Origin of the sequence: Synechococcus sp. MIT S9503 (genome assembly GCF_047304175.1) — a bacterium.
Lineage (GTDB): Bacteria > Cyanobacteriota > Cyanobacteriia > PCC-6307 > Cyanobiaceae > Synechococcus_C.
Map to the genome: position 1 here is coordinate 1,915,025 of NZ_CP138955.1, position 14,431 is coordinate 1,929,455.

11 protein-coding genes are annotated in these 14,431 nt (G+C 59.0%); all 11 read left to right on the top strand.

Annotated elements, in window-relative coordinates; translation table 11 throughout:
* Positions 1–18 precede the first annotated feature (18 nt).
* Entirely contained in the window at positions 19–432 is a 414-nt protein-coding gene (locus SIB56_RS10740) for a hypothetical protein (RefSeq protein ID WP_413323931.1), read from the top strand.
* Positions 429–3,629, top strand: coding sequence for a DEAD/DEAH box helicase (locus tag SIB56_RS10745; RefSeq protein ID WP_413323932.1), 3,201 nt, complete (start codon positions 429–431; stop codon positions 3,627–3,629). Before SIB56_RS10740 ends, SIB56_RS10745 begins: the two co-directional genes overlap by 4 nt.
* Before the next feature lie 4 nt (positions 3,630–3,633).
* Positions 3,634–4,542 carry an SWIM zinc finger family protein gene (locus SIB56_RS10750; protein ID WP_413323933.1) on the top strand — a complete coding sequence of 303 codons (909 nt, stop codon included), beginning with the start codon at positions 3,634–3,636 and terminating at the stop codon, positions 4,540–4,542.
* Positions 4,535–4,987, top strand: a complete 453-nt coding sequence (locus SIB56_RS10755) for an MEKHLA domain-containing protein (protein WP_413323934.1) — start codon at positions 4,535–4,537, stop codon at positions 4,985–4,987. The genes SIB56_RS10750 and SIB56_RS10755 overlap by 8 nt, the downstream gene beginning before the upstream one ends.
* A 175-nt stretch (positions 4,988–5,162) precedes the next feature.
* Positions 5,163–5,576, top strand: a complete 414-nt coding sequence (locus SIB56_RS10760) for an Hsp20/alpha crystallin family protein (RefSeq protein ID WP_413323935.1) — start codon at positions 5,163–5,165, stop codon at positions 5,574–5,576.
* A gap of 156 nt (positions 5,577–5,732) precedes the next feature.
* Complete coding sequence (locus SIB56_RS10765; RefSeq protein WP_413323936.1) at positions 5,733–6,857, top strand: TRAP transporter substrate-binding protein; 1,125 nt, start codon at positions 5,733–5,735, stop codon at positions 6,855–6,857.
* Positions 6,854–7,426 (top strand): TRAP transporter small permease subunit, encoded by a 573-nt coding sequence (locus tag SIB56_RS10770; RefSeq protein ID WP_413323937.1) that lies wholly within the window; start codon positions 6,854–6,856, stop codon positions 7,424–7,426. The genes SIB56_RS10765 and SIB56_RS10770 overlap by 4 nt, the downstream gene beginning before the upstream one ends.
* A complete protein-coding gene (locus tag SIB56_RS10775) occupies positions 7,423–8,814 on the top strand; it encodes a TRAP transporter large permease (RefSeq protein WP_413323938.1) in 1,392 nt (463 codons plus the stop codon). The genes SIB56_RS10770 and SIB56_RS10775 overlap by 4 nt, the downstream gene beginning before the upstream one ends.
* 38 nt (positions 8,815–8,852) lie before the next feature.
* A complete protein-coding gene (locus SIB56_RS10780; protein WP_413323939.1) occupies positions 8,853–10,625 on the top strand; it encodes a diflavin flavoprotein in 1,773 nt (590 codons plus the stop codon).
* Between the two features lie 70 nt (positions 10,626–10,695).
* Positions 10,696–12,234 (top strand): tryptophan halogenase family protein, encoded by a 1,539-nt coding sequence (locus SIB56_RS10785; RefSeq protein ID WP_413323940.1) that lies wholly within the window; start codon positions 10,696–10,698, stop codon positions 12,232–12,234.
* Between the two features lie 360 nt (positions 12,235–12,594).
* Positions 12,595–14,421 carry a flavin reductase gene (locus tag SIB56_RS10790; RefSeq protein WP_413323941.1) on the top strand — a complete coding sequence of 609 codons (1,827 nt, stop codon included), beginning with the start codon at positions 12,595–12,597 and terminating at the stop codon, positions 14,419–14,421.
* Positions 14,422–14,431 lie beyond the last annotated feature (10 nt).

Consider the following 14,431-nt stretch of genomic DNA (forward strand, 5'->3'; position numbering starts at 1 on the left):
AAAGCAGGTCCTCCAGCCATGATCGCCTTTGAGCTGCCGCCGACGTTGGCCGATAGCACTGACAAGCTGAGTCGCGCATCGCTGAGACTGCGCTCCCTGAGCTGGGCACTGATCGCGGGACTGGCGGCGGGGCTGCTCAGCCTGCCTTTCGGCGTTGATCAGTCGGTTCGATCAACAGGCTGCGGACTGTTCTACGGACTGCTGGCTTTCCACCTTGAGCGTGCGGATCCGGAGGATTCGCACCTGCAGGCGGGACTGGTGGGAGCCGTCTGCGGACTGCGGACTTTGGGAATGTGCCTGCCATCCCCTTGGGCAGATGCTGATTCCCTGGCATCATTGGTGCAGGATCTCGTCATGGGGTGGATGCCGCTGATCGGCAGCTCGCTCCTGCTTCACAGAACCCAACGCATGTTGTCTGCGTCGCGGCCATGAGCCTGCTGCACGCCACCTGGCTTCCGGCCATCCGTACACCCAGCAGCTCCGGTCGAGCTGCACTGCTCGTGTGGGCTGACACCTGGCGTGTGGCCGAACCGATGGGGCCCGGGGCCACACCGGCGATTCATCCATTCACCCTCAGCACCGAAGATCTGCGCGCCTGGCTCACCGAACGTGACCTGCTGCCGGGCGGCATCATCGACGCAACGGCCTGCCTGACCCTGCCCAGTCGCAGCGTCAAACCGAAACGCAAGCGTTCAGCAGCTGCCGACACACCTTCTGAAGAAGCCCCGCCCTGGTGCGGTCTGCCTCTGCAGGCGGGCGAGCCGATTCCCAAAACCACTGAATGGTGGCCCTGGCAGGTGCAGGGCCTGGCCATCGAACCGATGGCCGCCACCGAGTGGCTGGCCAGGTTGCCACTGTCCGGCCGTCACCCGGATCTGGCCGATGAACTGCGCTGGTGGAGCCATATGCAGCGCTGGGCTCTGAGCCTCGTGGCACGTGGCCGCTGGCTGCCTCAGGTGGAACTGAGCAAGGGCGAGGGCTATCCCCACCGGGCGCGATGGGTGCCGCTGCTCAACCGGGAGGAAGACCGTCGCCGTCTGGAGGATCTGGCGGCGGGACTGCCCCTTGTCGCCACCTGTGCCCTGCCATGGCGGGAACCGACCGGCCGGCGCAGCAACCGCATGACCCGGTTGCGACCGGAGGCGATGCGGGCAGCCAACCCTGTGGCCTGCTGTCGACCACGCAGCGGGCGACTGCGTGTGGCCACGCTGCTGGAAGACCTGGTGGACGCTCAGCTGCGCAAGGGCTTCAGCCCTGATCAGGAAGGACTTGACCCGCTTCTCTGCGCCTGGGAAGACGCACTGAGCTCCGAAACCGGCGTGATCAACCTCAACGATGAGGATGCCGAGCGTCTGTCCACCGCCAGCCATCACTGGAGAGAAGGGGTGGCCGGCAATGTCGCGCCGGCCAGAGCCTGCCTCGAACTGGCCACCCCGGCTGAGGGGGAGGAGCTCTGGCCGCTGCGGTTCTTCCTGCAGGCGGAGGCGGACCCCACCCTGAAGCTGCCGGCCAGTGCCGCATGGGCGGCAGGACCCCGGGGTCTTCAGCTGGGAGAGATTCCGGTGGAGCATCCCAGCGAGGTGCTCCTGGAGGGCATGGGCCGCGCTTTGACGGTGTTCGCACCGATCGAACGCGGCCTGGAAAGCGCAACACCCGAGGCGATGCAGCTCACGCCCGCCGAAGCCTTCGTGCTGGTGCGAACGGCAGCACGCCAGCTGCGCGATGTGGGTGTCGGCGTTGATCTTCCGCCAAGCCTTTCAGGCGGTCTCGCCAGCCGACTGGGACTGTCGATCAAAGCAGAACTGCCGGAAAGGTCGCGCGGCTTCACCCTTGGTGAGAGCCTCGATTGGAGCTGGGAGCTGATGATCGGCGGCGTCACGCTGACCCTGCGCGAACTGGAGCGTCTGAGTGGCAAACGCAGCCCCCTGGTACGTCACAAAGGTGCCTGGATTGAACTGCGGCCCAACGACCTCAAGAATGCTGAACGGTTCTGCAGCACCAGTCCCGAGCTGAGCCTGGATGACGCACTGCGCCTGACCGCCACCGAGGGCGACACGCTGATGCGTCTGCCGGTGCATGCCTTCGATGCGGGCCCCAGACTGCAGGCGGTGCTCGAGCAGTACCACCAGCAGAAATCGCCGGATCCGCTGCCGGCCCCCGAAGGATTCTGTGGACAGCTGCGGCCCTATCAGGAGCGTGGGCTCGGCTGGCTGGCCTTCCTGCACCGTTTCGACCAGGGTGCCTGTCTTGCTGATGACATGGGCCTGGGCAAAACGATTCAGCTGCTGGCATTCCTGCAACACCTAAAGGTGGAGAAGGAACTGAAAAAGCCCGTGCTCCTGGTGGCCCCCACGTCGGTTCTGACCAACTGGAAACGGGAAGCCGCAGCCTTCACGCCTGAACTCAACGTGCATGAGCACTACGGCCCCAAACGCCCCACGACTCCGGCTGCGCTGAAAAAAGCACTGAAGGACGTCGATCTGGTTCTGACCAGTTACGGCCTGGTGCAACGGGACAGCGAGCTGCTGGAGAGCTTCGACTGGCAGGGAACCGTGATCGACGAGGCCCAGGCCATCAAAAACCCCTCGGCCAAACAAAGCCAGGCCACGCGTGATCTGGCCCGCACCCGCAAGGGCAGCCGCTTCCGCATCGCTCTCACCGGCACACCGGTGGAAAACCGGGTGAGTGAACTGTGGGCGCTGATGGATTTCCTCAACCCACGGGTGCTGGGTGAAGAGGAATTCTTCCGGCAGCGCTATCGGATGCCGATCGAACGCTACGGCGACATGTCATCGCTGCGTGATCTCAAGTCGCGGGTCGGTCCCTTCATTCTGCGGCGGTTGAAGACCGACAAAGCAATCATCTCCGACCTGCCCGAGAAGGTGGAACTGAGCGAATGGGTCGGCCTGAGTAAGGAACAGAAATCGCTCTACGCCAAAACCGTCGAAGACACCCTTGATGCCATCGCCCGTGCTCCCAGGGGCAAACGCCACGGACAGGTGCTGGGACTGCTGACCCGGCTCAAACAGATCTGCAATCACCCTGCTCTCGCTCTCAAGGAGAAAGACGCAAGCGACGATTTTCTGCAGCGTTCCGTGAAGCTGCAACGGCTCGAGGAGATCCTCGAGGAAGTGATCGAAGCCGGGGACCGGGCCCTGCTCTTCACCCAGTTCGCCGAATGGGGAACCTTGCTGCAGGAGTATCTGCAACGCCGCTGGCGCAGCGAAGTGCCCTTCCTCAGCGGCAGCACCAGCAAGACGGAGCGACAGGCGATGGTCGATCGTTTTCAGGAGGACCCCCGCGGACCGCAGCTGTTCCTGCTGTCACTCAAGGCCGGTGGAGTGGGACTCAATCTCACCCGTGCCAGCCACGTGTTCCACATCGACCGCTGGTGGAACCCCGCCGTGGAGAACCAGGCAACAGACAGGGCTTACCGCATCGGCCAGACCAACCGGGTGATGGTGCACAAGTTCATCACCAGCGGTTCAGTGGAAGAAAAGATCGACCGGATGATCCGCGAGAAGTCCAGACTGGCGGAAGACATCGTGGGCTCCGGCGAGGAATGGCTCGGAGGACTTGAAATGGGCCAGCTCAAGGAACTGGTGAGCCTGGAAGACAATCCATCCTGACGCGATGACCATCACTCCCAACAGCAGCGGTATCAACACCTCCCTGGGTGACGAGGGCCTCGGGCAGCAGCCCTGGTGGGTCGAACAGTGGATGGAGCTGATCAACTCCTACCGCTTCAAGAAACGCCTGGAGAGGGCCTGGACCTACGCGCGTGAGGGACATGTGACCTCGATCCGGTTCGAAGGTCGGCGGGTGCATGCCCGTGTTCAGGGAACCGATGAAGACCCTTACAAAGTCAAGCTGTGGCTGGATGTGCTGAGCGATGAAGACTGGGGCTTCGTGCTGGAAGCCCTCACACAGAAGGCTCGCTGGTCTGCGCAGCTCCTCGCGGGAATCATGCCGGCGGACATCGAACGGGCCTTCGCAGCTAGTGGTCGCCGGCTCTTCCCGTTCAAGTTGCAGGAGGTGCGCAGTGAGTGCAGCTGTCCTGACAAGGCCAATCCCTGCAAGCACATCAGTGCGGTGTACTTCCTGATGGGGGAACGCTTCAGCGAAGACCCCTTCGTGCTGTTCCAGCTGAGGGGTCGCACGCGAACGAAGCTGCTGGAGAACCTGGCAGAACATCGGCTCAAGGCACTACGGGCCAGGGCTGAACAGGCCGAGGCGGAAAACAGGCCGGCGACAGCCGCTGATGAAGGCGCATCCGGTGCGGATGACAGCATCACGCCTCCTCATCCAGCGGTTGTGGACCCGACGCTCTGGTGGCGCTACGAAGCCAGCCTGGACGGCGATCTGGTGGTGATCACTCCTGCCATGGAAGGCGACACGGGCCTCGATGCCGCAGGTGATCTGCCCCTGGCGGAGGAGCCGCGCTTCCCCGAGGCCAGACCTCGGTTTCTGCAGCACCTGCGCGAGCAGGGACAGGCCCTGGCGCAGAGAGCCATGCTGGAAGCCATGGCGGCCGGTGGCTGAAACAGAGCCATGGCACACGCCGGAGACGCTGCTCCTGGTGTCGAGGCTGTTGTCGTCTCATCAACGGGCATTTCACCGGCCCCTTGTGGACTGCAGCGGCCAGGATCTGTTCAGCAGCGACGTGGCCGTTCTCGCCCACGACAACAGCCGTGATCCACTGCTGATCTATGCCAACGCCACCGCCCTGCGTCTGTGGGAACGCCCCTGGGAAGACATGATCGGCATGCCCTCCCGCTACACGTCCGAAGCTGAGGCACGCTTGCAACGCGACTCCGCCCTGCAGCAAGCCAAACAGGGGGATGCTTTCGAGGGCTACAGCGGCGTGAGAGTGTCACGAACCGGGAAACGATTCATGATCAGCAACGCAAGAATCTGGACCCTTTGGGATGAAACAGGTCGTGACTGCGGGCAGGCGGCAGCTTTCTCAAGCTGGTTGCGGCTCTGAATTGCAAGTCGTGATGTTCGGTTGACGCCACAAGCCTTTCGCAACAACCGAACAAGGTCGTCCAGACCGAACAGAATCAGACGGTTGTCCCCCTCTTCAGATTCAATCAACCTGCTCATATTGGCGTTGTGGGTGATGTCAACACCCCATCAACATCACTCTTCAGGAGTTACCCATGATCACCCTTCGTCAATCACCCTTCGACCTGTTCGAACGTCTCGATCAACAGCTTTCTCAGGTCGAGCGTGTTCCGGCCGCTGAAATTCACGAAACCGAAAACCACTACACCGTGCGCCTGGAACTGCCTGGCGTGGCCCACGACAGCATTGACGTGAAAGCCAGCGACCGCAGCCTCAGCGTCAGCGCAGAGCGTCAGCGACCCCAGTCCGAGGCCGCCGATGCAGAAGCAGCCGCACCAGACAACACCCTGCTCAGCGAGTTCCGTCACGGCAACTGGAGCCGCAGCTTCCGTTTCGCCCATTCCCTCGACCGCGATGCACTGCGAGCCAGCTATCGCGATGGCATTCTCACCATCGAGGCACCCAAAACAGACAACCGAACCACCGTGTCGGTGAAGGTGGAAAGCTGAGATCCATCCGAACAGAGCCTGATCGTGAGAATGATCCAGCCCTCTGCCATGGCAGAGGGCTTTTTTTGATTGCGAAACCAGGGCCAGGGTCTGAACGATCGATAACCTTCCCGAGACCAGCGTCGTCTGATCAGACGACCAAAGCAGGAGCACGTCATGCAACGTCGGCAGCTGCTCCGGACCAGTGGGCAAGCGCTCGCCGCTGCAGCCGGAGCCGGAGCACTGAGCGCCTGCACGATTCGTCGTGCCGAAACCAGCCGCAGCAGCGGGCTTCCTCAGGTGCGCTGGCGAATGGCCACAAGCTGGCCGGTCTCGCTCGACACGATTTATGGAGGTGCCGAAACCATCTGTGAGCAAGTGAAAGCGATGAGTGGCGGCGGATTCACGATCGAACCCTTCGCCGCCGGTGAAATCGTGCCCGGCCTGGAGGTCTTGGATGCCGTTCAGGCCGGCTCCGTCGAATGCGGCCACACGGCCAGTTACTACTACGTGGGCAAGAACCCCGCGTTCGCTTTCGGGACGGCTGTGCCCTTCGGGCTCTCAGCCCAGCAACAGAACGCCTGGCTCTACCAGGGAGGCGGCAATGAAGCGATGGATGCCCTCTTCGCCGATTTCGGGGCGAAGAGCTTCCCGGCCGGCAACACGGGAGGTCAACTCGGGGGCTGGTTCAAACGTCCGATCAACAACCTGGCATCCCTCAAGGGCCTGAAGATGCGCATCCCAGGACTGGGCGGCAAGGTGATGGCCAGCCTGGGGGTGAACGTGCAGGTGCTGCCGGGCGGTGAGATTTATCTGGCGCTGGAGCGGGGAGCCATTGATGCCGCGGAATTCACCGGCCCCTACGACGATGAGAAGCTCGGCCTGCCCAAGGCGGCTCAGTATTACTACTACCCAGGTTGGTGGGAACCGGGACCCAGCCTCACAGCCCTGGTCAATCGCAAGGCCTGGGCGGAACTGCCACAGGAGTATCAGGCCATGTTCAGCTCCGCCTGCTACCAGGCGAATCTGGGCATGCTCAGCAAATACGAGCAGCGCAACAGCGAGGCGCTGCTGAGACTGCGGCGACAGGGAATCCGGCTTGAGGCCTACAGCAACGACATTCTCAAAGCGGCGAAGGAGGCCACCGGCGTGATGTTCGCGGATCTGGCGGCAGGTGATGCCGGCTTCAGGGATCTGCTGGAACGCTGGCGTCTGTTCCAGAAGGAAACGCTCAACTGGAATCGCATCAACGAGCTGCCGCTGGCGACGTTCAACACCGACGCCGAGGGAGGTGAAGGATGAGCGAACGTGTCTCAGCTGTGGTGCGACTGTTCGACCGCCTCAATGCCGTGGCCGCCTGGCTGGCTCGCTGGTCAGTGCTGTTGATGCTGGCAATCGGAATCTGGAACGTGGTCGGCCGCTATCTCGGTTCAGCAATCGGCATCAATCTCAGCTCCAACGGACTGATCGAGGCCCAGTGGTATCTCTTTGATCTGATTTTTCTGCTGGGCTTTGGCTGGACTCTGCAGAAACAGGGCCATGTGCGTGTGGATGTGCTGCAGAGCCGTTGGTCACCTCGCCGACGCAATCGCCAGGAGCTCAACAGCATCCTGCTGCTGCTGCTGCCCTTTGCCTTCGGGGTGATGGCAATCTCGATCGCGCCAGCGCTGCGCTCCTGGAGCATCGCCGAGACATCACCCGACCCGGGCGGACTGCCTCGCACCTGGGTGAAATCGCTGATTCCCCTTGGCTTCCTGTTGCTCGGGCTGCAGGGTATCGCCGAAGCGCTGCGCCTACGGCTGGCACTTGGCAACTCCGAAGCAACTCAGGCCACCGAAGAGCAGCCGCATCAGGGGGGCACCACGCTGTGATCGAAATCGAAGCCCTCGGCTGGGTGATCAGCTTCGACCCCTCCGCGGTTCTGGCTCCTGGGATGTTTCTGGCGCTGATCGTGGCGCTGCTGAGCGGATTTCCCGTTGCGTTCTGTCTTGGAGGTGTGGGGGTGATCTTCGCCCTCCTCGGCATGCTCAGCGGTGAGATCGAACCACAGTTCGTCACCGCTCTCCCTCAGCGGATTCTGGGGATCATGGCCAACTTCACCCTGCTGGCCATCCCCGCATTTGTTTTCATGGGGTCGATGCTGGAGAGTTCCGGCATTGCTGAACGGCTGCTGGAAAGCATGGGCAGGCTGCTGGGCCGTCTGCGCGGCGGCCTGGCGCTGGCCGTTGTTCTGGTGGGTTCGCTTCTGGCTGCAACAACCGGTGTGGTGGCAGCGACCGTCACCACCATGGGGTTGATCTCCCTGCCGGCCATGTTGCGGGCGGGGTACGACAAAAGCCTCGCCACAGGGGTGATTGTGGCTTCGGGCACCCTCGGCCAGATCATCCCCCCCAGCATTGTTCTTGTGGTGCTGGGCGATCAACTCGGAATTTCAGTCGGCGATCTCTTCATCGGAGCGCTGATCCCAGGCCTGCTGATGTCGACGGTGTTCGCCATCTATGTGCTGGTGATCAGTGCGCTCAAACCGGAACTGGCACCCGAGCTCAAGCCAGAGCTCAGCGGCTCCGGTCATCCTCTGCAGTTGATCCAGTCGGTGTTGCCACCGGTCGCACTGATCGTGGCCGTGCTCGGAAGCATCTTCTTCGGTATTGCCACGCCCACCGAAGCGGGCGTGATCGGCGCGGTCGGCGCCATGGTGCTGGCGGCTCTAAATGGTGGTTTCAGCCGTCAGCAACTCTCGAATGTTTGTGAGAGCACCATGCGCACCACCGCCATGGTGATGGCGATCCTGATGGGCTCCACCGCTTTCAGTCTGGTGTTCCGCGGCGTGGGAGGCGATCAGCTGATCTCCGATTTGCTGCTCAACCTGCCGGGAGGACGAGTGGGATTCCTGGTGTTCAGCATGCTGATCATCTTTCTGCTCGGCTTCTTCATCGATTTCTTCGAAATCGCTTTCATCGCGGTTCCTCTGCTGCTGCCCGCGGCCCGTCAGCTGCTCGGGCCCGAAGCACTGGTGTGGTTCGGCGTGATGATCGGCGCCAATCTGCAGACCTCCTTCCTCACGCCGCCCTTCGGCTTTGCGCTGTTCTTTCTCCGCGGCGTGGCCCCCGATGAGGTGAGCACTCGCGACATCTATCGGGGCGCCCTGCCCTTTGTCGGGCTGCAGGTTGCGGTCCTGGCACTGATCATTGCGGTGCCTGGGCTGGTGGACTGGCTGCCTCGTTTAGCCGGAGCACTCAGCCCGGGGCCGATGACCTGAAAATCTTCGTAAAGTTGGTCACAACGCGCGATTCAGTCATGGTCACGGCAAGCCTGAACAGCACGAACTCCTCCGCTGTGATCCCCCGGCTCTCACTGCAGTGCGAGCCGATCGCGCTGGACAGCACGGCCATACGCTCCCTCGACTGGGAGCGCAGCCGTTTTGACATTGAATTCGGCCTGCGCAACGGAACCACTTACAACGCATTTCTGGTGCGAGGCGAACGCACAGCCCTGATCGACACCAGCCACGCCAAATTCCGCGACACATGGGTGCCGCTGCTCAGGAAACAGATCGACCCGGTGGCCATCGACCATCTGATCGTGAGTCACACCGAACCGGACCATTCCGGACTGATCGGCGATCTGATCGACCTCAACCCCGACATCGAAATCGTGGGTTCCAAGGTGGCGATCCAGTTCCTCAAGGATCAGGTTCACCGCCCCTTCAGGTCGCGGGCGGTGAAAACCGGCGATGAACTGGATCTCGGCACCAGTGCTGACAGCGGTATGCAGCACCGCTTTGAGTTCATCAGTGCTCCGAACCTTCACTGGCCCGACACGATTTTCTCGTTCGATCACGGCAGCGGCATCCTCTTCACCTGCGATGCCTTCGGACTGCATTACTGCTCCGAGGAGTTGTTCGACACGGACCCCGGGGCCATCGCACCGGACTTCCGCTTCTACTACGACTGTCTGATGGGCCCCAATGCCCGCAGCGTTCTGCAGGCGCTGAAGCGGATGGATGCACTTCCGGAAATCAATACGGTCGCCGTGGGGCACGGCCCGCTGCTGCGCCGACACCTCGGCCACTGGTTGAACGACTACAGGGAATGGAGCAGCCAGCGAAGCAAGGGCGACAGCTATGCCGCCGTCTGCTACCTCAGCCAGTACGGCTTCTCGGACCGACTCAGCCAGGCCATCGCCCACGGCATCGGCAAAGCCGATGCACAGGTTCAGCTGGTGGATCTCCGGGCCACCGATCCGCAGGAACTGACCGCACTGGTCGGGGACGCCAAAGCGGTGGTGGTTCCCACATGGCCGGCGGAACCGGACGGAGAACTGCAGGCGTCGATTGGCACCCTGCTGGCCGCTCTCCAGCCCAAACAGCTGGTTGGCGTTTACGACGCGTTCGGCGGCAATGACGAACCGATCGATGCAGTTGCCGAACAGCTGCGCAACCAGGGGCTGAAACCGGCCTTTGAACCTCTGCGCATCCGCCAGCTGCCCCAGGGCGGTGACTACCAGCGCTGCGAGGAATCAGGGACTGACCTTGGACAGATCCTGACTCGCAAGAAGTCGATCGAGGCGCTGCGCAGCATCGATGCCAACCTCGACAAGGCACTCGGCCGCCTCACAGGGGGGTTGTACATCGTGACCGCAAGCCAGGGCGAGGGCGATGCCCGCCGCAGTGGAGCGATGGTGGCCAGCTGGGTGGCTCAGGCCAGTTTCCGCCCGCCTGGTCTAAGTGTCGCCGTGGCCAAGGATCGAGCAATTGAAGCGCTGATGCAGGTCGGCGACAGCTTTGTGATCAACGTGCTGCGTCAGGACCGCTACAAGCCCTTGATGCAGCATTTCCTCAAACGCTTCCCCCCAGGTGCCGATCGATTCGAAGGAGTGAACGTGCTGCACGGTGCTGCCGAAGGCGGCCCTGTGCTGACAGATGCACTCGCCTACCTGAGCTGCCGGGTGGAGCAGCGGATGGAAGGACCGGATCACTGGATCATCTACGCACTTGTGGAACAGGGAAACGTCGCTGACATCGACGGCCGAACGGCAGTTCATCACCGCAAAACCGGAAATCATTACTAACTAAAATCACGAATAAATGCGTATAGTTTCCACAACTATGCCCATCAATTTCTCAAAATAAAAGCAAACAATGATCGATAATCAGCAAAAAAAACATTGTATCGTTATTGGTGGCGGCACAGCAGGATGGTTATCCGCCTGCTATCTGCAATCAGCCTTGAAAGATCAAGTCAAAGTCTCTATTGTTGACCCTGAAAATGGCAATACAATTGGAGTTGGAGAATCAACATTGCCAACTATTCATAAAACTCTCAAAGTACTTAATATACCTCTTCAGAAATTCATCCTTGAAACCAATGCCTCCTTAAAGCAAGGCATTACATTTCAAAACTGGTTGAAAGATCAAGACATCTTTTATCATCCCTACGACTTGCCAAAAAGTATTGAATCACGCTCATCATCATTCCTAAAGTGGTATCAGTGCGGGCACAATATTTCATTTGCAGATTTCTCAAGTTCTCAACCTGCAGCAATTCGAAACAAAAAATCTCCCTTTAGCGTAGGAGCTGATGGAAGCCTCATTCAACAATACACATATTCCCTGCATGTGGATGCCAGCGAAATCACTCGTTTCCTGAAAGCGCATAGCCAAAAAATTAAAATTACACATTACAAAAGCAAAGTCAGTCAAATCAAACGTAAAAAAGAGCTGATTACAGAAATTAGATTAGAAGACGGAACATCATTAGCTTGCGACCTTTACATCGACTGCAGCGGCTTCCAAAGAATTCTCTGTGAAAAAGAAAATATCTACGAAAAATTCGATTTTTTGCCATCTGACATGGCAATTACCACATGCGTCCCCCATGATCAGACGGCAATTAGCCCTACAACCATTGCCAGCGCCCATTCGGCTGGTTGGATATGGGATATCCCGCTCTACTCGAGAAGAGGAGTAGGCTGCGTTTTCAGTCAATCTCACATGGATGTAGAGGAGGCTTATGCAACATTTGAAAAGTATTTAAATCAAAAAATTGATACTAATAATCTAAAAATAATTCCATTCAAAGCTGGGAATCTTGCCAGGCCATGGGATGGCAACGTAGTCAACATAGGTCTAAGTTCAGGTTTTATCGAACCCTTAGAATCAACAGGAATTTACTTCATCGAAGCTGCACTGGACTTGCTCGCCTCGACTTTCCCGTTAAACGGTCAAGAATGGGCACGAAAAAAATTCAACAAGGAAATGAGAGAAAGGTACCAAGAATGTGCTGATTTCGTATATTTACATTACTTACTATCAGACAGAGATGATTCAAGTTTCTGGAATGAATTCAAAGATTCAATAAATATTCCCAGTCACATCAAAGAGTTATTAGATTTTTGGCGAGGCACACCTCCATCTCATAATCATTTCACTAACGGCAGACAAATATTTGGCCTGCCAGCGCATGAGTATATACTTTATGGGATGAATTTTATTCCAGATACTTTTTTAAAATTAAAAAACTTAAGCCAAGCCAAGCACCATCCAAAATATGTTGATTCTCCATTAAATCTACAGAATAATAATGTAGAACAACTTTTAAACCACAACGACTTTCTCGACGTAGTGCATGGGGTAAAATCACCGGAACAAATACATAAAAAATACAATAAACAAGGGTAACTATTTTCCAGCAAATGCGATTTCCAACACCTTGCTCATGATAGATTAATCAATTATTTTTAGAAATTGCTCGCGCTTATTTTAATTTGACAATTAAGCCTGCCTTGCAAGAGCTATAATAATTATCTAACTATTTAGAAATCAAACCTGTTTATTCGATTTATACGCTCATGTTGACTATCGGCGAACCTCATTTGAGCTACATACGACCTGAACAAACCTAGAATGAAATGTTTAGCGTTACCCGAATCCACGGGCCACTGCCATATTTAGAAGAAATCAACCAACACAAAGCAGCTGAAAGTCAATCGCAGTTGCTCAAAAAGCTCTAGAAGCCCAGTCAAATCCAATTCGTTACTGATGGTCACCACAGTTGCCAGCTCGGCATCCCCTCAAAGTCAGGTGATCAACCTGCCGGTAGACCGGGGGCTGGCCTGTCTTCGGGGGCTCAGCCCCCAAAGGCTGCGATTCGAACTTGAATACGCGCTTGAGCGCGGCAGCACGGCCAACAGTTTTCTGTTTGAGGCAGGCACTGACGCAACAGGCGTGGAGCAGCCCGCCGTTCTCGTGCATCCACCGGGTATGGCCTACAGCAGCGTTTTTGTTCCTGCTCTTCTGGAAGCTCTGCCAGCCACGGATCGACCCCTGCTGATTGTCGTGGGGCACGTGAACCCCAACCGTGTGGCCTTGTTACAGGAACTGGCCGGGATTTATCCAGGCCTTGAACTGATCGCGTCCAATCCCGGCGCCAAGCTGCTGGGAGAGCTCTGGAACCAACGCAAACCGGCGCCCCCCGGAGCGGAGGAGGAGCAGGCAGCACTGCCACCATTCCCGCCGCTGAGAGTGATCCGACGGGAGGAGTTTCAACCGTTGAGCAACGGGCGCAACCTGCTGCTGCTGCCAGCACCAACGCCGCGTTGGCCGGGTGGACTGATGGCCTTCGAACAGCGCTTCGGGCTGCTGATGAGCGACAAGTTCTTCAGTGCACACCTCTGCACCAGCGCTTGGGCGGAGGCCAACCGAAGCAGCACCGAGGAGGAGAGACGTCACTTCTACGACTGCCTGATGGCGCCGATGGCACGCAAGGTTGACCTGATTGTTGAGCGTCTGGAAGAACTGAGCATCCGCACGATTGCACCGGCCCATGGTCCGGCAATCGAGGCCAGCTGGCGCAGCCTCCTGAATGATTACCGCCGCTGGGGGGAGAGTCACCAGCAATCCAGCCTCAACGTGGTTCTGCTCTTCGCCAGCGCTTATGGCAACACCTCTGCGATTGCCGATGCCTTGGCACGGGGTGTCAGTCGCACCAACATCCGGGTCACCAGCCTCAACTGCGAATTCACACCAGCGGAGGAGCTCGTTGCCGCCATCCGGTCTGCGGATGGAATCCTGATCGGCTCGCCCACCCTCGGTGGCCACGCACCCACACCGGTGGTCTCTGCGCTTGGAACCCTCCTGGCTGAGGGTGACCGCAGCAAACCGGTCGGCGTGTTCGGCAGCTTTGGATGGAGCGGCGAAGCCGTTGATCTGCTGGAAACAAAGCTGCGCGATGGCGGCTTCAGCTTCGGCTTCGACACGATCCGGGTCAAATTCAGCCCTGATCGCGCCAAGGTCAAGGAGCTGGAGGAAATCGGCACCCGTTTCGCGCGCAAACTTCTGCAGGCGGAGAAGCGTGCTCAGCGCCGCAATGCCGGCAGCATGAGTGAAAGCCGCAGCGATCCAGCCGTCCTGGCGCTCGGACGCGTGGTGGGATCACTGTGCGTCCTCACCACGCGCAAGGGCGAACTCAGCGGTGCCATGGTGGCGAGCTGGGTCAGCCAGGCCAGTTTCACCCCCCCAGGACTGACCGTTGCTGTCGCCAAGGACCGCGCCGTGGAAGCTCTTCTGCACAAAGGCGATCGCTTTGCTCTGAATGTGCTGGCTGAAGGTCGCGAGAGCGGTCCGATGAAACAGTTTCTGCAACCGTTCAAGCCGGGAGCGGATCGGTTTAGCGGCCTTGAACTCGAAGCCAGTCCCAATGAACAGCCATTGCTGCCTGAAGCACTCGCCTGGCTGGAAGGACGCGTGAGCCAGCGGATGGAATGCGGAGACCACTGGTTGATCTATGCCGAACTGGATCACGGGGGTGTCTTGGATCAGGAAGCCTCCACAGCCGTCCACCACAGACGCAGCGGAGCTAACTACTGAGGAATGGCGT